The organism is Exiguobacterium sp. s21 (assembly GCF_018617975.1).
GTDB lineage: Bacteria > Bacillota > Bacilli > Exiguobacteriales > Exiguobacteriaceae > Exiguobacterium > Exiguobacterium mexicanum_A.
Genome location: NZ_JACSLF010000001.1, coordinates 190963 through 210288, shown reverse-complemented (window position 1 = coordinate 210288; position 19326 = coordinate 190963). Strand labels below are relative to the sequence as shown.

At 41.7% G+C, this 19326-nt stretch carries 17 protein-coding genes; all 17 read left to right on the top strand.

Going from position 1 to position 19326, the window contains the following annotated elements; genetic code table 11:
• The 17 genes from KNP06_RS01105 to KNP06_RS01025 all read left to right on the top strand — a co-directional run bounded on the left by KNP06_RS01105 (nt 1) and on the right by KNP06_RS01025 (nt 19064).
• Complete coding sequence (locus tag KNP06_RS01105) at nt 1-1563, top strand: recombinase family protein (protein ID WP_483299229.1); 1563 nt, start codon at nt 1-3, stop codon at nt 1561-1563.
• Nucleotides 1564-1948: 385 nt separating this feature from the next.
• The gene (gene mef(A), locus KNP06_RS01100) at nt 1949-3166 is read left to right on the top strand and encodes a macrolide efflux MFS transporter Mef(A) (RefSeq protein ID WP_214787669.1); all 1218 of its coding nucleotides are present in this window, start codon (nt 1949-1951) and stop codon (nt 3164-3166) included.
• A 120-nt stretch (nt 3167-3286) separates the two neighbouring features.
• Nucleotides 3287-4750: an Msr family ABC-F type ribosomal protection protein gene (msr(D), locus tag KNP06_RS01095; RefSeq protein WP_214712888.1), complete on the top strand. Its 1464-nt coding sequence runs from the start codon at nt 3287-3289 to the stop codon at nt 4748-4750.
• A gap of 49 nt (nt 4751-4799) precedes the next feature.
• The gene (locus KNP06_RS01090) at nt 4800-5402 is read left to right on the top strand and encodes a GrpB family protein (RefSeq protein ID WP_251129781.1); all 603 of its coding nucleotides are present in this window, start codon (nt 4800-4802) and stop codon (nt 5400-5402) included.
• A 35-nt stretch (nt 5403-5437) separates the two neighbouring features.
• Complete coding sequence (locus KNP06_RS01085) at nt 5438-6076, top strand: Vat family streptogramin A O-acetyltransferase (RefSeq protein ID WP_137206853.1); 639 nt, start codon at nt 5438-5440, stop codon at nt 6074-6076.
• Between the two features lie 166 nt (nt 6077-6242).
• Nucleotides 6243-6737, top strand: coding sequence for a nucleotidyltransferase domain-containing protein (locus KNP06_RS01080; RefSeq protein ID WP_137206851.1), 495 nt, complete (start codon nt 6243-6245; stop codon nt 6735-6737).
• A gap of 226 nt (nt 6738-6963) precedes the next feature.
• Nucleotides 6964-7842 (top strand): AraC family transcriptional regulator, encoded by an 879-nt coding sequence (locus KNP06_RS01075; RefSeq protein WP_214712886.1) that lies wholly within the window; start codon nt 6964-6966, stop codon nt 7840-7842.
• 557 nt (nt 7843-8399) lie between these two features.
• Nucleotides 8400-9827 carry an SIR2 family NAD-dependent protein deacylase gene (locus KNP06_RS01070; RefSeq protein WP_214712884.1) on the top strand — a complete coding sequence of 476 codons (1428 nt, stop codon included), beginning with the start codon at nt 8400-8402 and terminating at the stop codon, nt 9825-9827.
• Between the two features lie 788 nt (nt 9828-10615).
• Complete coding sequence (locus tag KNP06_RS01065; protein ID WP_214712883.1) at nt 10616-10870, top strand: hypothetical protein; 255 nt, start codon at nt 10616-10618, stop codon at nt 10868-10870.
• A gap of 553 nt (nt 10871-11423) precedes the next feature.
• Nucleotides 11424-12452: a tRNA dihydrouridine synthase gene (locus KNP06_RS01060; RefSeq protein WP_214712882.1), complete on the top strand. Its 1029-nt coding sequence runs from the start codon at nt 11424-11426 to the stop codon at nt 12450-12452.
• A gap of 122 nt (nt 12453-12574) precedes the next feature.
• The gene (locus KNP06_RS01055) at nt 12575-12901 is read left to right on the top strand and encodes a PadR family transcriptional regulator (RefSeq protein ID WP_214712881.1); all 327 of its coding nucleotides are present in this window, start codon (nt 12575-12577) and stop codon (nt 12899-12901) included.
• Nucleotides 12898-13428, top strand: coding sequence for a DUF2812 domain-containing protein (locus KNP06_RS01050; protein ID WP_021066499.1), 531 nt, complete (start codon nt 12898-12900; stop codon nt 13426-13428). Before KNP06_RS01055 ends, KNP06_RS01050 begins: the two co-directional genes overlap by 4 nt.
• A gap of 24 nt (nt 13429-13452) precedes the next feature.
• Nucleotides 13453-13944: a hypothetical protein gene (locus KNP06_RS01045; RefSeq protein ID WP_214712880.1), complete on the top strand. Its 492-nt coding sequence runs from the start codon at nt 13453-13455 to the stop codon at nt 13942-13944.
• Between the two features lie 97 nt (nt 13945-14041).
• A complete protein-coding gene (locus KNP06_RS01040) occupies nt 14042-14722 on the top strand; it encodes a response regulator transcription factor (protein WP_214712879.1) in 681 nt (226 codons plus the stop codon).
• Between the two features lies 1 nt (nt 14723).
• A complete protein-coding gene (locus tag KNP06_RS01035; RefSeq protein WP_214712878.1) occupies nt 14724-15728 on the top strand; it encodes a sensor histidine kinase in 1005 nt (334 codons plus the stop codon).
• Between the two features lie 85 nt (nt 15729-15813).
• Nucleotides 15814-16497, top strand: a complete 684-nt coding sequence (locus KNP06_RS01030) for an ABC transporter ATP-binding protein (protein ID WP_214712876.1) — start codon at nt 15814-15816, stop codon at nt 16495-16497.
• Nucleotides 16494-19064, top strand: a complete 2571-nt coding sequence (locus KNP06_RS01025; RefSeq protein WP_214712875.1) for an ABC transporter permease — start codon at nt 16494-16496, stop codon at nt 19062-19064. Before KNP06_RS01030 ends, KNP06_RS01025 begins: the two co-directional genes overlap by 4 nt.
• Nucleotides 19065-19326 lie beyond the last annotated feature (262 nt).

The following is a 19326-nucleotide window of genomic DNA, read 5'->3' as shown; positions in this document are numbered from 1 at the left end:
GTGACAGAGAAAAATATAATGGTTATTCCTGCTCGTAAAAGAGTAGGAAGTACAGCCGCAAAAGAAAAGATAAAGAAACTTCGTGTTGCTGCCTATTGCCGTGTTTCTACAGAAACAGAAGAACAAAACTCTAGTTATGAGGTTCAGGTCGCACACTATACAGAGTTTATAAAGAAGAATACTGAGTGGGAGTTTGCTGGCATCTTTGCAGATGATGGTATCTCCGGTACGAACACTAAAAAGCGTGACGAATTTAATCGCATGATTGCAGAGTGTATGGACGGAAACATCGACATGGTTATTACAAAATCCATCAGCCGATTTGCACGTAACACCCTAGACTGCCTTCAGTACATTAGACAGCTCAAGGATAAGAACATATCCGTCTATTTTGAGAAAGAAAACATCAACACAATGGACGCCAAGGGAGAGGTTTTACTAACCATTATGGCCTCTTTAGCACAACAGGAAAGCCAGAGCCTTTCACAAAACGTTAAGCTTGGACTACAGTACCGATATCAACAAGGAAAGGTACAGGTCAACCACAAACGGTTTATGGGCTACACCAAAGATGAAGATGGAAATTTAATCATTGTCCCCGAAGAAGCTGAGATTATCAAACGCATCTACCGAGAATACCTTGAAGGTCAGAGTCTAGTGGGCATTGGTCGAGGCCTTGAAAAGGATGGTATTTTTACAGCAGCGGGAAAACCAAGATGGCGACCAGAATCAGTTAAGAAGATACTTCAAAACGAAAAATACATCGGAGATGCCCTTCTGCAAAAGACTGTCACAGTAGATTTTCTGACCAAGAAACGAGTGAAAAATGAAGGGCATGTTCCCCAATATTATGTTGAAAATAGCCATGAATCGATTATTCCTAAAGAATTATACTTGCAAGTTCAGGAGGAAATTCATCGAAGAAGCAATATCTACACAGGAGCAAGCAAGAACAAACGAATTTATAGTAGCAAGTACGCTTTAAGTGCCATCACCTTCTGTGGAGATTGTGGCGATATTTATAGGAGAACCTATTGGAATATTCATGGCAGAAAAGAATTTGTCTGGCGATGTGTGACTAGAATCGAGCAGGGTCCTGAGGTATGTAAGAACCGAACCGTAAAAGAAGATGAACTCTATGATGCTGTAATGACTGCAATTAATAAACTGCTTGCAGGTGGTAACAATATGATAAAGACACTGGAAGAGAACATTCATGCTGTGATTGGTGAAACGACAGAATACCAAATTTCAGAGATTAACAACTTACTGGAGGAAAAGCAAAAAGAACTTATCAAGCTGGCGAATAAGGGTCAAGACTATGAACACCTAGCAGATGAGATTGATGAGCTGAGAGACAAGCGACAGATCCTTTTAGTAGAAGATGCCTCCCTCAGTGGCGAGAACGAGCGAATCAATGAGCTGATTGAATTTATCCGCAAGAACAAATTTCGCACCTTAGAATATGATGATAAGCTTGTAAGGAAGATAATCCAGAGCGTTACAGTCTATGAAGACCACTTCGTCATAGCCTTCAAATCTGGCATCGAAATGGAAATATGAGACTCATTCCATAATTTTTATATTGAACATATCATCTTGTTGTGTTATTCTATAAATTGATATAAATAAAGATGTAGGAGGAACCGAAACTATGACAGCCTCAATGCGTTTAAGATAAGCTGGCAATAAAAAAAGCAGAATCTATCCCCGATGATAGGCTTTTTTGTTGTGCTTATTTATACGATATTGAGCATTCATTAGTTACGGTGAGGATATAGGTCATTTAACTATACCTTTATTTAACTATGTCTTTATTATGAATGTTTCCATATTGTATGTATGCAGACCAAAAGCCACATTGTGGATTTAGGCCTGCATTTTTTATTGCCTAGAATGCTATTCAAAATAGAAATTCAAGCAAAATAATATGCAGGAGATAATATAAATGGAAAAATACAACAATTGGAAACTTAAGTTTTATACAATATGGGCAGGGCAGGCAGTATCATTAATCACTAGTGCCATCCTGCAAATGGCGATTATTTTTTACCTTACAGAAAAAACAGGATCTGCGATGGTCTTGTCTATGGCTTCACTTGTAGGTTTTTTACCCTATGCGGTCTTTGGACCAGCCATTGGTGTATTAGTGGATCGTCATGATAGGAAGAAGATAATGATTGGTGCTGATTTAATTATCGCAGCAGCTGGGGCCGTGCTAGCTATTGTTGCATTGTATATGGAGTTACCTATCTGGATGGTTATGGTAGTATTGTTTATCCGTAGCATTGGAACAGCTTTTCATACCCCGGCTCTCAATGCGGTTACTCCACTTTTAGTACCAGAAGAACAGCTTACGAAATGTGCAGGCTATAGTCAGTCTTTGCAGTCTATAAGCTATATTGTTAGTCCGGCGGTTGCAGCATTGTTATATTCTGTTTGGGAATTAAATGCTATTATTGCCATCGATGTATTGGGTGCTGTGATTGCGTCTATTACGGTAGCAATTGTACGTATTCCTAAGCTTGGCGATCAAGTGCAAAGTTTAAAACCAAATTTCATAAAAGAAATGAAAGATGGAATTGTCGTACTGAAACAAAACAAAGGATTATTTGCCTTATTACTTTTAGGCACACTATATACATTTGTTTATATGCCAATTAATGCACTATACCCTTTAATCAGTATGGAATATTTTAATGGGACACCGATGCATATTTCTATCACCGAAATTGCGTTTGCCTCTGGTATGCTGGCAGGAGGCTTGATATTAGGAAGATTGGGAAGTTACGAAAAGCGTGTACTATTAATAACGGGTTCATTTTTTATGATGGGAGCTAGTTTAGCCATTGCAGGATTACTTCCTTCAAATGGATTTGTAATGTTTGTAGTCTGCTGTGCAATAATGGGGCTTTCGGTGCCATTTTATAGCGGTGTGCAAACAGCTCTTTTTCAGGAGAAAATTAAGCCTGAATATTTAGGACGTATATTTTCTTTGACCGGAAGTATTATGTCATTCGCTATGCCGCTTGGCTTAATCCTTTCTGGGTTTTTTGCTGATAGAATCGGTGTAAATCATTGGTTTTTACTATCAGGTATTTTAATTATTGGCATTGCAATAGTTTGCCCGATGATAACTGAGATTAGAAAATTAGATTTAAAATAAACAATATTGGAGGGATATTTATGTATCTTATTTTCATGTAATTCTTCCTGCTTAAATCGCAGGGTTTTCCCTGCGTACAAGCAAATGAAAACATGCGATTATAGACAGGAGGAAAATGTTATGGAATTGATATTAAAAGCAAAAGACATTCGTGTGGAATTTAAAGGACGCGTTGTTTTAGATATAGACGACTTAGAAGTATATGATTATGACCGTATTGGTTTAGTAGGAGCAAATGGTGCAGGAAAAAGCACTTTATTCAAGGTGCTTTTAGGAGAATTAACTCCTCCAGGATGTAAAATGAATCGTCTGGGTGAACTTGCCTATATCCCTCAGTTGGACGAAGTAACCTTGCAGGAGGAAAAAGATTTTGGACTAGTAGGCAAGCTTGGTGTTGATCAATTAGATATTCAGACCATGAGCGGCGGTGAAGAAACAAGGCTTAAAATAGCACAAGCTTTATCGGCACAGGTTCACGGTATTTTAGCGGATGAACCTACGAGTCATTTAGACCGTGAAGGAATTGAGTTTCTAATTGGACAGCTAAAATATTTTACAGGTGCACTGTTAGTTATTAGCCATGACCGCTATTTTCTTGATGAGGTAGTAGATAAAATATGGGAACTGAAAGATGGCAAAATCACTGAGTATTGGGGAAACTATTCTGATTATCTTCGCCAAAAAGAGGAAGAACGCAAGAGCCAGGCTGCAGAATACGAACAATTTATTGCGGAACGTGCCCGATTGGAAAGGGCTGCGGAGGAAAAGCGAAAGCAGGCCCGTAAAATAGAAAAAAAGGCAAAAGGTGCTTCAAAGAAAAAAAGTACTGAAGGCGGAGGGCGTTTAGCTCATCAAAAATCAATGGGAAGTAAGGAAAAAAAGATGCATAATGCCGCTAAGTCCCTAGAACATAGGATTGCTGCCTTAGGGAATGTAGAAACTCCGGAAGACATTCGCAGAATTCGTTTCAGGCAAAGTAAAGCATTGGAGCTTCATAATCCATACCCTATAGTCGGTACGGAAATTAATAAAGTATTTGGGGATAAGGCACTGTTTGAAAATGCATCTTTTCAAATTCCTCTAGGAGCAAAAGTGGCGTTAACTGGTGGTAATGGAACCGGAAAAACAACTTTAATCCAAATGATCTTAAACCATGAAGAAGGAATTTCTATTTCACCTAAGGCAAAAATAGGTTACTTTGCACAGAATGGTTACAAGTACAACAGTAATCAGAATGTCATGGAGTTTATGCAGGAGGATTGTGATTACAATATATCAGAAATTCGTTCAGTGCTAGCATCTATGGGGTTCAAACAGAACGATATTGGAAAAAGCTTATCTGTTTTAAGCGGTGGAGAAATTATAAAATTGTTGCTAGCTAAAATGCTCATGGGTAGATATAACATCCTACTAATGGATGAACCCAGTAACTTCCTTGACATACCAAGTTTAGAGGCTTTGGAAATACTAATGAAGGAGTATGCCGGAACTATCGTGTTTATCACCCACGATAAACGCTTACTCGAAAATGTAGCTGATGTAGTTTATGAAATTAGAGATAAGAAAATAAATCTGAAACATTAAATTTAAGGTAGTCGCTGGTCAGTATAGTCTGTTCTGGCTGGCGGCTCCATTGTTAAAAAGTATAAAAGACTTTATTCTAAAAATATTATTCGTTGAGAATGAGATTGGAAGGTTTATATTGTTTATACGAGTAGTTCCGTACGACCCCTTTTGGGAAGTAGAGTATGAAAATGAATCACAGAAGATAAAGAATATATTGAAGGATATATTGGTGGAGGTTTACCATATTGGCAGTACAGCAGTCAAAGGGTTAGCCGCTAAATCAATCATTGATATAATGCCCGTAGTGACAAATATTAGTTTGGTTGATAAGCATAACAAAGAATTTGTAGCGATTGGTTATGAGTGTATGGGTGAGTTTGGTATTGAAGGACGTAGATATTTCCGCAAAGGCGGCGATAACAGGACACACCAGATTCATATTTTTGAGCAAAGCAATCACAAAGATATTAATAGGCATATAGCAGTAAGGGACTTTCTGCGTACACATCCAGACATCGCTTTAGAGTATGGTGAATTAAAGATGGAGCTGGCTTATCGATTCTCGGAGGATATTGAAGGCTACTGCACTGGTAAGGATGCATTTGTAAAGCAACTAGAAAAGGATGCTTTGCTATGGTATCAAAATAATGAATCATATAAAACACGATAGAAAACATATAAAAGTATGAAAGAGAGGTGTATCCTATGATAGGACCAGATAAGAAAAAACTATATCCAAATGAAAACATAAAAACTGTTTGTTATTTAAGTAACCTACCGAAAAGACCTAATGTTGAGATTGGAGATTATACCTACTATAGTGATCATAAAAATTCACCAGAGAAATTTTATGATAATATAGAGCATCATTATGAGTTTCTTGGAGATAAACTGATAATAGGCAAGTTCTGTGCAATTGCAGAGGGTGTTAAGTTTATTATGAATGGTGCAAATCATAGAATTGATGGAATTACAACCTATCCCTTTAATATCTTTGGCTGTGGTTGGGAGAAGGTAACTCCAACAATAGAGCAGTTACCATTCAAGGGTGATACAGTGATTAGAAATGATGTATGGATTGGACAGAATGTTACCATTATGCCGGGTATTAAAATTGGTGATGGTGCGATTATTGCTGCTAACTCAACAGTAGTAAAAAGCGTTGAACCATACACAATATATGGTGGGAATCCAGCTAAATTTATCAAAAAACGATTTAGTGATGAAAAGGTTGAATTCTTGCTAAAGCTCCAATGGTGGAACTGGGGCGAAGAGGAAATATTTAATAATCTTGAAATGTTAACATCCGAAGAAGGGCTAGAGCAATTAATGAAAAATCATTAGACACGGGGCATTTCTACCACGGCACAAAAGGGGACTTAAATCTGGGGGATTGCTGGAGCCTCGATTTAGTTCTAATTATGGCGAGCAAAAAAAGGCAAACTTCATCTTTAGCATAATAGCTTCGAGATTTATCGCTTATAAATTTTAATTTGAACGGAGGGGTTGCATGGTAAGTAAAACTGATGCCATTGAGATAATAACATACGCTGAAGAAAATGGAATTAACATATGGATTGATGGCGGTTGGGGAGTAGATGCATTATTAGAAGAAGAAACAAGAGCACACAACGACATTGATTTATTTGTGGAAGAAAGTAATAGTAAAAAGTTTATTGAAATATTAAAAGAAAAAGGCTTTGCTGAAGTTACCGAAGCATTTACCACCACATCTCACACGGTTTGGAAGGATAGTAAAGGCAGGATAATTGATCTTCATATATTTAAATTCAACGAACAAGGATACATTGTTTTTGAAGGAGAAGCATATCCTCCAGAAGTGTTTAGCGGCATTGGGAAAATAGGCGATAAAACGGTAAGATGTATTGATGCTGAAAACCAAATATTATTTCACTTGGGCTATGAGTATGATGAAAATGATGTGCATGACGTAAAACTATTGTGTGAGAGATTTAATATTCCTGTTCCGAGTGAATACAGGTAACCAACAGATTCTAATTTAAATAGGCAAAAATTTAAGTTACGAAGGAAAGCATGTGGTCTTCCTAACTAATGGGAAACAGGCAATTGAAAAGCTAAGCATGAATTAGATTTCGTTTCTTAAGTCTCATAAGAAAATATTTTAAATAATAGCCGACTATACTGTGCACAGATTGTCGGATTAGTAAGCACATCCTTTGATAATATTGATGATGAAAGGAGGTTATTCAATGGATTCTTTGAAAAGTATGAATAATGCATTAGCATATATTGAAGAACACTTAACTGAGGAGATTGATTATAGTAAAATTTCTAAAATTGCTTACTGTTCAGAGTATCATTTCAAGCGGATGTTTTCTTTTTTATCAGGTATAAGCTTATCAGAATATATTCGAAGAAGAAGATTAACGCTGGCAGCACTTGATTTGAAAGATAAGGATTTGAGAATAATTGATGTAGCCGTAAAATATGGCTATAATTCGGCTGATTCATTTTCTCGTGCTTTTCATTCCCTGCATGGTATTCTCCCTTCTGAGGCAAGGAGTGAGAATACACAATTAAAAGCTTATCCTCGAATGACCTTTATATTATCAATACAAGGAGGATGCGAAATGAACTATCGTATTGTTGAAAAAGAGGCATTTAAGTTAGTAGGATTTAAGAAGAGAGTTCCAGTTATTTTTAAAGGTGTTAATCCAGAGATTGCAAAAATGACTGAACTTTTAACCCCGGAGGTTATTAAACAATTAAAAGTAATTTCAAATGTAGAACCAACTGGTATTATTAGTGCTTCCACTAATTTCTCGGAAGGAAGAATGGAAGAAAGAGGAGAACTAGATCATTACATCGGTGTAGCAACATCAAGTGATGAGACAGCGGAATTTGATGTATTGAAAATAGATGCTTGTACCTGGGCAATATTTGAATCCATCGGTCCATTCCCAGAAACACTTCAAAATGTATGGGGGAGGATCTATTCAGAGTGGTTTCCATCTTCAGGATATGAAGCAGTTGAAGGTCCTGAAATTTTATGGAATGAGAGTCCAGACACTGGAAATCCAAAGTATCGAAGCGAAATCTGGATTCCAGTAAAGAAAAAAGACTATTAATTACATTAATGTTTATTATTGAGGGCGCTCCTAGTAAGAGTGCCCTTTTCGTAAACGGGTACGATTGGTGAATATGTTCCCGTCTACCGATAGCTCCAAAAACGCAGTGGATATGTTTCCGAGAACGGGCAGGTTCAAATGACATTCATTCTGTCCTCTCGAGCCATGTGGAGACGGTGGCGTGGATGGAGAAAGTATAGGGATGTTTTGATTCTGTATTATATTGAATTAAAAAGCAGATCATGGAACACAACTCGTTCGATGATCTGTTTTTCGTATATACTATACCTTTTATATGTTGAGAAATAGACATTGATAACTGATTCAGCTTATTTGAGAAATGTTATGGGATAATACACTTATCCGTTTATACTTAAATTATACTCTGAGCAATATTCAATCAAAAGGCAGGTGGAAGTACATGTCGAAACTTGAAGAAGTAGTGCAACGATTTAGTGCAACTCCAATCCTATTCGTAGGTTCGGGAATGTCTCGAAGATATTTAAATTTACCCGATTGGAAGGGGTTACTTGAGCGTCTTGCGAAAATCGTAAACGATGATGAATTTACATATAGCTCATATGAAAGTAGAGCAAAAAAGTTTAGAATTGAAAGCGGGTTTAATGCCCAAAGTGGCCGAATTAATTCAAATTGATTTTGATGAGAAGTGGTTTACTAATCCGTCAATTAGAACTGTAGAGAAGCCCGTTTTAGAGAAAATCAAAAGAAATGGGCTCTCACCATTTAAGGCAGAAATTGCAGCTCTTATTCAAAAAGAAACGGAAATTAATCAAGAATATCTAGAGGAAATAAAGAAACTAGCTCAAATCTCTGAAAAAAGTATAGCTGGTGTGATCACTACAAACTATGATTCGTTTCTCGAAGATACGTTAAATGGCTTTACAACATACGTTGGACAGACACAATTGATCTTTTCATCTATTCATGGAATTGCCGAAATTTATAAAATTCACGGGTCTGTTGAAAATCCTGAGAGCATTATCATCAATGAAAAGGATTATTTTATGTTTGAGGAAAAAAGTGCTTATTTAGCTGCAAAATTAATGACGATATTTATGGAATACCCAATTATTTTCATGGGGTATTCAATTGGCGATACAAACATTCAGAAAATTATTAAGTCAATAGTAGACTGCCTAGACGAAGAACAGGTAGCTATACTTGCAGACCGGTTTATTTTTATTGAGTATAAAGAAAATATGAATGGCGTTGAAATAAGTCCATTTACTATGATGATTGATCAGAAACCATTGATCATGAAGAAAATTGTACTTTCTGATTTTATGATGCTATATAATGCATTAAGCAAAAAGAAAACAAAACTTCCTGTGAAAATATTAAGGCGTTTTAAAGAAGAACTTTATAATTACACAGTAACAAATGTTCCAACTGCTAATATAAGAGTAGCTGCTTTAGATGATACAAGAGTAGATGATGAGGAGCTTGTACTTGCTATTGGAAAGGTATCGGACTTAGGTTTAAAAGGTCTGAAAGGAATAGATGGTAACGAATGGTATCGTGACATTGTACTAGACGATTTAGAGTTTACAGCAGATGAAATGTTGGAATACGCCTTTCCGAAAGTTTCACGACAGAACTCTGCAAGACTACCGATCCATAAGTACTTAAAGCGGGTCACTAAAGAATTTCCGGAATGCCGAGAGTTGGCAAATAAATTAAATTTTGATTTGATTATATCCCCTTCATTGAAAAAACAGCGTAAAAGTGGCTGGGAATATACATCCGTAGCGCAGATTTGGAGCCATGAAAAAGGATCTCTTGAAAGAGCTACCAGACTACTCGCTCTTCTTGAAGAAGAACAGTATGACATTAATGAATTAGAGAGCGTACTGAAGGAAATTTTTTCAGAAGACGTTAATGCTCTTCAAAATGCGAGTTCGCCGGAGCGTACAAATATTAGACGATTGATTCTAATATACGACTACTTAAAATGGGGAAAATAAAAAGAGCCTCTTGACTCAAGCGTTTGGAAACAAACACCGTACAAGAAACCCTTTTTTGTCTAAACACACCTCACATACCTAGCATTTATAAATAAACACCTGTCAGTTTAGCGTGATGTTAGTAAGTTTATATACACATTTTAATATAAGTTGTGTGCATTGTACACTACTACATCGTTCTAGATGATGCATTTTCTCCTTTGATAGAATATTCGGTACGGACTTCGTATCGAGGCATCGATTGATTATCATTTGTTTAGACTGTTCTGAAGTAATTTCGTACTTCTCATATTAATTCAGTAATCTTTGTGTGAAATAACTTGGTTTTTCGCCATAGACTGTAGCCATACTGACGACGAATTTACTTGCTTTTAGATGTTTGATATGTAGTTCTTATCTACTTGTAACACTTTTTTATGAGCTGAACATGCTTATTCGTCATCACGGTGTACTGGCGTGTCAACCTATAATTGAAGCGCTATTTAGAGCGTGTTAACCATTAACAGGGTCATACTTTCGATTATGAATGGGGAACCTTGATGATAAAACATGAAAGGAAGGATATGTCGCACTCTTTAAAAAATTCTTCGATTTTGAATTGGAGGATTTTTTTAGGTGTAGATTTTTTACTGCAAAGGAAGAAAAGTGCCCGTTATAGGCTCTTAAACGCTTGAAAGACCGAGTGAGGAGGACACGATCTTTTAAAATGTCTTATTGTTTTGCTAAAGGTGCGGTATGATTTAATATGAAAAGCATGAAACATATTCAAAACAAATAGGAGGAATCATATGACAAACTACATTAAAATAAGTGGTCCTGTCACAGCCACTACAGGACCACTTACTATAATTGATGCAAGCGATTTTTCAATTGTAGCCGAAGCAATTGAATACTCACAAGTTTTGAATACTTCAAATTCAACACCGTCTACATCCCATCTACCTATTCCAGTAGTATTTGCTGAAATGAAGAATTATGTTGAGAATGGCATGAGAATTAATAATTATACTATTTCAGAAGATGGCCGCACAATTTCATGGTAATTAAAAAAGACTAGTTAATTGTTCTTAATTGAACTAGTCTTTTTTAATTTTATATAATTGTATAATTATGAAGAAAGAATTTAATTTATGAAAAAAGATTATAAACATAGAATTTAAATGAAATATAAATTCTGTTACATCGCCCTGTTCGTACTTTATATACTTATTAAACTGTGTAAAATAAGTTTTGAATATTAGAGTGTCTTACAAAATTGCGCTTTACAATCATGACAAAATGATAATAGAAATAATAGATGAATCTGGGATGAAACGAATTGCTAAAATTATAAAATGGTGTAAAAAGGATTAAAATGCAATTAATAAAAACCACTTAGCTATTGTTCCTATGAATTTGTTGAAGGAATTTTTTTTTGTTTGAAGTAGATAGTTTTAGTTGAAGAATTTAAATGTCTAGGTAAATGTATTTCGTTATTTTAATTTAATGAATCAATCCAATGATAAGGCATTTTAGATTTTTTCAGGAAAGATTAAAAAGTTGATACATTACCTGGTCCATAATAGAATAGATGAGTGATTTTGTTGGACTGTATGAATGAAAGGAACTGATTTTTCGATGAATGAGAACTTCTGGCGCGATCTGCCGCGTCCATTCTTTATACTTGCCCCGATGGAAGACGTGACCGATGTCGTCTTCCGCCACGTCGTCGCCCATGCCGGCCGACCTGACGTCTTTTTCACTGAGTTCGCGAACTCGGACAGCTACTGCCACCCGGAAGGGAAAGGTAGCCTGCGCGGACGCTTGACGTTCACCGAGGACGAACAGCCGATGGTCGCCCACATTTGGGGTGACAACCCGGATTACTTCCGTGAGATGAGCATCGGCATGGCCGAGATGGGCTATAAAGGCCTCGACATCAATATGGGTTGCCCGGTCCCGAACGTGGCCAAGCGTGGGAAAGGGAGCGGCCTCATCCTCCGTCCTGACGTCGCAGCCGAACTCATTCAAGCGGCGAAAGCCGGCGGCATCCCGGTCAGCGTCAAGACGCGTCTCGGTTTCGCGAAGCTCGACGAGTGGCGTGACTGGTTGACGCATCTTTTGAAGCAAGACATCGCCAACTTGTCGATTCACTTGCGCACACGCAATGAGATGAGTAAAGTCGACGCGCACTGGGAGATGATCCCGGATATCGTCAAACTGCGTGACGAGATTGCACCGGACACGCTCATCACGATTAACGGTGACATCCTTGACCGTCAAATGGGATTAGAACTCGTCGAGAAATATGGCGTCGACGGCGTCATGATTGGCCGCGGGATTTTCAAGAACCCGTTCGCGTTCGAGAAAGAGCCGCGTGAGCACTCGATGGAAGAGTACCTCGACTTGCTTCGTCTCCAACTCGATTTGCAAGACAAGTTCCAAGAAGAGGTGCCGCGTTCAATCTCGAACTTGCACCGCTTCTTCAAGATTTACGTGAAAGGGTTCCGCGGGGCGAGCGACCTCCGTGTGAAGCTCATGGACACGAAATCGACAGACGAAGTGCGGGCGCACCTTGATGCGTTCGTCGAGAACTATCATAAAGAAGAAGCTGCGCTTGCCGAGGCGGCGTCGACAGTTGAATAAGTTTTTGAAGGGATTCAGTGTATACTGGGTCCCTTTTTTTCTTGTAGTCATCCACCAATTTTTAGGATATACTAATTATATCGGAAGCCGATATATCGTTAGACGAAGTAAAGGGGACAACTATGGCACAATCAGCTGGAAGCATCGCCTTGACGGAAGCGGTTTATTACATTTTACTGTCGCTACAAATTCCTAGACACGGATACGGCATCATGCAGTTTGTACAAGAATTGAGCCACGATCGCGTTCAATTGGCGGCGGGGACCTTGTATGGGGCACTCAGCAGCCTGGTAGAAAAGGGATGGATTGAGGCGGTCGAAGGAGCAAGCGGACGAAAGAAGGAGTATGTCATCACCATAGATGGACAATCAGTGCTCGAAGCCGAACTTGTTCGCCTTGAAGAGCTCCTCGCAAACGGGAAACAGTGGATTGGAGCAAACCGATCATGAAAACAAAAACAGTTTATCGTGTATATGTCGATTATGAAAAAGAAGAGAAATGGTTGAATAAAATGGCGGCACAAGGATGGTTTCTCGAACAATTTAAGTTAGGTCGTTATGAGTTTAGGCAGGGGAATCCGAATGAGTACACGTATCGGATTGAGTTACTTGAAGAATTGCCTAACAGCCCGAAGTCAGATGCTTACTTTGAGTTATTAGAGGAGATGGGAATTACGATTGTGGCGACCTCGTATCGTTGGATTTACTTAAAAAAACGAACCGAGGAAGGTCCGTTCCAGCTCTATTCGGATATTGATTCGAAAATTCGTCATGAAAAACGTATCTATCAACTATATAGTTTTGTGCTGTATCTCAACTTATTTGTGACATTTCTTAATATAGCGAACGATGCCGTCCCGTTCATATGGATTTTGAATTTCACTGTAAGTGTACTGTTTATTGTATTCGTGGTGAAACAATATCGAAAACTAGTAAAGTTGAAAGAAAAACGACAGCTGGTCGAGCGTGATGTATAAATTAAAACATGAGGAGGTTTTTTCATGAGTGAATTCCAATTTATAACGAGCGACCGGCTGCTGAAAGAAGTCGAAAATCCGTACATCAAGTTCTTATCCATCAACGAGGCCATCAAAAAAGGTGTCATCTTGCCTGACATGCTCACAGACGACGAAGACCTCGATCGTGACGAAAAGATATTGATGAACGTCGAGTCGGAAGAGCAGCTCGACGAGATCGAGATCAAGCGAGACTTGTACTATGACGTGGAGAACGTTGAGGCGTACTCGGAAAAACCGCACGTCGTGGAGTTGCGTTGGCGCTATTCCGATGCGAGAGCAGAACAGCTCGTTAAGTATATCGTCGATCATCTCGAGACCGCGGATGAGGTCGAAATCTGGAAAGTGTGGGTCGATGAACAGACGAAACCAAGCGTCAAGACGATCGCGCGCGACGAGTTGACAATTGATGCGCTGCGATTTTTAGGAGACGTCGGATTCGAACGACCGGAGTGTCTTCGGGTGACAAAAGCATAATCTGACCGAACGAGTCCTTTCGTTCGGTTTTTTTGTTTTGTCTCCTCACTTGAAAAAGACTGCTATATTATGAGAAGAAGGGTCAGGAGGGAATACCATGCATATTTTAATCGTCGAAGACGACCGGACGATCGCATCCGGTCTCCAATATTCGCTCGAACAAGAACAATTCACGACGACGTTGTGCCATAATGTGACCGACGCCACACGTTTGATCGAACAGCAGTTACATACGATCGACCTGTGTCTATTCGACTTGTCGCTGCCAGATGGGAGCGGCTATGACTTATGCCGGCTCGTGAAACAAAAACAGGACATACCTGTCATCTTTTTGACAGCGTTCGATGATGAAGTGAACGTCGTCATGGGACTCGATATGGGAGCGGACGACTACATCACGAAACCGTTCCGGGTCCGTGAACTCATCTCGCGGATTCACTCGGTGTTGCGCCGCTACCATAAACAGGTCAGCTCGCCCATTTTGACAATCGGGGCGGTTGAAATCAATACCCAAGACGCGAAAGTCAAAAAAGATGGAAGCGAGATCCTGTTGACGGCGCTTGAATATCGCCTATTGCTCATCTTCGGCAGACATACAGGACAAGTGTTGTCCCGAGCGCAACTACTCGACCAAATTTGGGACATGGGCGGGGACTTTGTGAACGACAATACGTTAACCGTCTACATCAAACGATTACGCGAGAAGCTCGAGGATGACCCGCAGCGGCCGACGTTGATTAAGACGGTTCGCGGGATTGGCTATAAGGTGGAGGGATAATATGCTACGAAATCGAGAAATCCGTCTCTATTTGCTCAGTCTGCTTCTTATAATCGGGTTGGCCTCCATCGTCGCAGCGTTGTTCCTATCGATGGAGGCCGTCGTTCTCGTCCTCCTTTTGTCGATCGCGTTCTTGATCGTGACATATCGGTTCACGACGTGGCGCTATCGGGAAATCAATCAGCTGTCGAGTTACCTGCAAGAGATCAGCAACGGCAATTATAAACTCGATGTCCGCGACAACCGTGAAGGCGAGCTCAGTCTATTGAAGAGCCAAATCTATAAAGTGACGAAGATGCTGTCCGAGCAAGGGACGCATCTCGAAGAGGATAAGCAGAAGTTGACGGATGCCATCTCCGACATCTCCCATCAGCTGAAGACGCCGCTCACATCGATGACCGTCATGGCGGACTTGCTCAGTGACCCAAGGCTGTCAGATGACAAGCGTCAAGAGTTCACGCATAACGTGCAGGTGCAGCTCGAGCGGATGGAGTGGCTCGTCTCGTCACTGCTCAAGCTGTCTAAAATCGATGCCGGGACGATTCAGTTCAAACGGGAACCGGTGTCCGTTCCCGTGCTCGTTAAAGCCGTGACGGAACCGATGCTCGTGCCAATCGATATTAAAATGCAACGGCTCCAAATCGCGGGTGAGGGCGACGTCACGTTCGAAGGCGATTTAAAGTGGACGACCGAGGCGCTCATCAACATCTTAAAGAATTGCGTCGAGCATACACCGGAACAAGGCGAGCTGTTCATCGATTACAGTGAGAACACACTGTATACGGAAATCGTCATTCGCGATACGGGGAATGGCATCGCCAAGCAAGACATCCCGTATATTTTCCAACGTTTTTATAAGGGTATGAATGCGAGTGACGACAGCGTCGGCATCGGGCTCGCCATGGCCCACAGCATCATCACAAGCCAACAAGGTGAACTGAACGTACGTAGTGAACGCGGAGCTGGGACTGCGTTTCAAATTCGATTCTACAAAGCAATCGTCTAAGTGACGAAACAGTCACTTTCGAGTCACGGACGTGTCACACTCGCTCGGTACACTCAAAGTAGATCAAGTACTGGAGGGTGCAACCATGAATATATTAGAAGTGCAAAATTTATCAAAAGTATACGGGAAAGACGAGATGGAAGTGCGGGCGCTCGATGACGTGTCGTTCACGGTCAAAAAAGGCGAGTTCGTCTGTATCGTCGGACCGTCGGGCTCGGGAAAGTCGACGTTGTTACATTTGCTCGGCGGTGTCGATGTCCCGACGAGTGGACAGGTGTTGATCGACAATACGGATATTTATAAATTGGACGAGACGCAGCTCGCCATCTTCCGTCGTCGTCAAATCGGTTTGATTTATCAATTTTACAACTTGATTCCGATTTTGACGGTCGAGGAGAACATCACACTACCGATGTTGTTGGACGAACAAAAAGTCGACGCCGCCCATTTAGAGCGCATCATTGGCATCCTTGGGCTGTCGAACCGGATGACGCACCTGCCGAACCAACTGTCTGGCGGGCAGCAACAACGCGTCTCCATCGGCCGGGCACTCATCAGCAACCCGGCCATTATCTTGGCCGATGAGCCAACGGGGAACTTGGACAGTCAAAATAGTGAAGAAATCATGAGCCTCTTGAAACTGTTCAACAAAAAGTTCAATCAGACGCTCATTATCATCACGCATGACGAACGAATCGCCTTGCAGGCCGACCGGATCATCTCGATCGAGGATGGGAAGATTGCAAAGAACGAGGTCGTCCGCGCATGAACATCATCCATAAAATGACGCTTCGACACTTGCGTGAAAACAAGCGGCGCTCGCTCGTCACCATCATCGGGGTCATCATCTCGGTGGCGATGATCACGGCTGTGACGACACTCGGTTCGTCGTTCCTGGACTTGATGATTCGTCAAGACATCGCGGACAACGGGGAGTGGCACGTCCAATATGTCAACACGAACGAAGACCAGGTCGAGGCGATCCGGAATGACGCGGCCACGAAGGATGTTATCCTATCGAGTGACGGCTATGCAGAATTAAAGGATTCACAGAATGCCTATAAACCGTACTTATACGTCCGGAACTATAATACGTCGGGACTGAAGAACTTTCCCGTCGACTTGACGGAGGGACGCTTGCCAAACAAAGAAGGAGAAGTCGTCATTTCAGAGGCCATCCGTCAAAATGCGCAAGTCACGTACAATATCGGGGATGAATTGACGCTTGAGATCGGCGAGCGTATGGACGAGTCGTCCGGTCGGGTGTTGACCCAAAACGATGGTTTGGTCCGCGACAGGGAGACGATGCTTGAACAGTTGAACATCGAGGAGACAGTGACGTTGACCGTCGTCGGCACGATGACGCGCCCAGCCTGGGAGCCGACTTGGTCGCCGGGTTACACGGTCGTCGGATACATTGACGACAGAGCATTGAATGGTGCGACCGTCGATACGTTCGTCGCCTTGAACGACGTGAACGGTTCAATTTATGAAGATACGAAACAACTGATGCGCGAACAACAGATTGAAGGCATCGCGTATAACTCATCGTTGCTCCGCTATTATGGGGTGACGGATGATGACGGCTTGCGCAAGACGCTGTACGGGTTCGGTGGCATCATCATGGCGGTCATCGTCATCGGCTCGATTTCGCTCATCTATAACGCCTTTGCCATCAGTGTATCCGAGCGTTCGCGTTATCTCGGGATGCTCGCGAGTGTCGGGGCGACGAAACGGCAAAAACGGAACTCGGTCTTCTTTGAAGGATTGATTATCGGTGGGATTAGCATCCCGATTGGTATCATCGCCGGGGTGACCGGGATTGGGGTCACGTTCCTGTTCATCAACGCCTTTGCTGAGAAAGCGCTCAATGTGACCGAGAAGTTTGAGGTTGTCGTCACACCGGTCACGCTCCTGTTGACGATTTTGATTTCGAGCGTAACGATTTTCATCTCGTGTTATCTGCCGGCGCGCCGCGCTTCCAAAATTTCTGCGATTGACGCGATTCGTCAAACCCAAGATGTTCGACTGACGTCGAAGAACGTCAAGACGTCAAAGCTCGTTCGACGGATCTTCGGTTTGGAAGCGGAGATCGGGCTGAAAAATACGAAACGCAACCGGAAACGGTATTTGGCGACGGTGTTCTCGCTCGTCATCAGTATCGTGCTGTTTTTAGTCGTCAGCTACTTCACAGACCGGCTCGGACAGTCACTCGAGATGTCACAAGGCACGTACGAGTTTGACATTCTCGTGAACGGGTCGAATCTCAGTAAAGATGACTTACGTCGCTATGAGACGTTGGACCATGTGACGAGCGGGACGTACTTCGAGAACACGACTGTGCAGACGATGGTCGACGAAGCACGGTTACCGAGCGCAGTCACCGAGAACGAAGACTTGGCATTCAACTTCGGTGATGGGAAATTCATGTATTACGTCTGCCTTTATCAATTGGATGACGCCAGCTTCGATGCGTACTTGAAGCAAATCGGGGCAGACGCTAGCAACTTTGAAGACGGAGAGATGCCCGGTGCCGTCTTGATTGATGAAATTTCATATCAAGACGTCGACAAGAAAAAGTTCGTCAACTCGAAGACGATTGAGACCGAAATTGGTGATACGCTCGAACTCCAAAACGAGAACGCAACGGACGGCACGACACCGCTCAAAACAATCAAAATCGCGGCCATGACCGACGTCGCTCCGACCGGTGTGATGACGAAGTCACTCGGGTGGCTCGATGTGATTGTTCGAGAAGGGACGTTTGAAGACGATGCGATTGGTAAATTGATGCAACAATCGAGCCCGTCGATCGCCTTGAACACAAGCAATCCTGATGCAACGCAACAAGTGATTGAGGCGGAACAGAACATGGACCAATACATCTTCAACGTGTCGGAGCAACGTGAACAACAAGAGCAAGTGTTGTTGCTGTTGTCGATTTTCGTCTACGGGTTCATCGTCTTGATCTCGCTCATCTCAGTGGCAAACATCTTCAATACGATCTCGACGAGCGTCTCGCTACGGCGCCGCGAATTCGCGATGCTCCGTTCGGTCGGGATGACACCGAAAGGGTTCAACAAGATGGTGTACTATGAGAGCATTTTCTACGGCGTGAAAGCATTGGCGTATGGAATCCCGGTCAGTATTCTCATCATGTACCTCATTTACCGGGCACAGATCAACACGTTCGAAGCAGCGTTCACGTTGCCGTGGGGCGACATCTTGTTCGTCACGGTCGTAATTTTCCTCATCGTTGGTTCTTCGATGCTGTACGCGATTTCGAAAGTGAAGTCGGATAATATTATCGACCGATTGAAGCAAGAGAACAATTGATGATTGGCGCACAGTCGCTCAAAAATAGATGTAACGGGATTCAGTGTCTACTGAGTCCCTTTTTTTGTAAAACGAGTACGAAGAAAGAGGTAGGAGAGTGGACATCGGAGAATTTATAAGTGTTCAGAATTTGTGCACAGTCGATTACGTAGATGCGATGGAGAAAATGACGTGCCAACATCCGGAGATTTAAGCGTATCAAACGTCCCTGTTCCAGCAACTGTATCGTGCCACCCAACAAGAAGTGAGGTAACACTTAGCC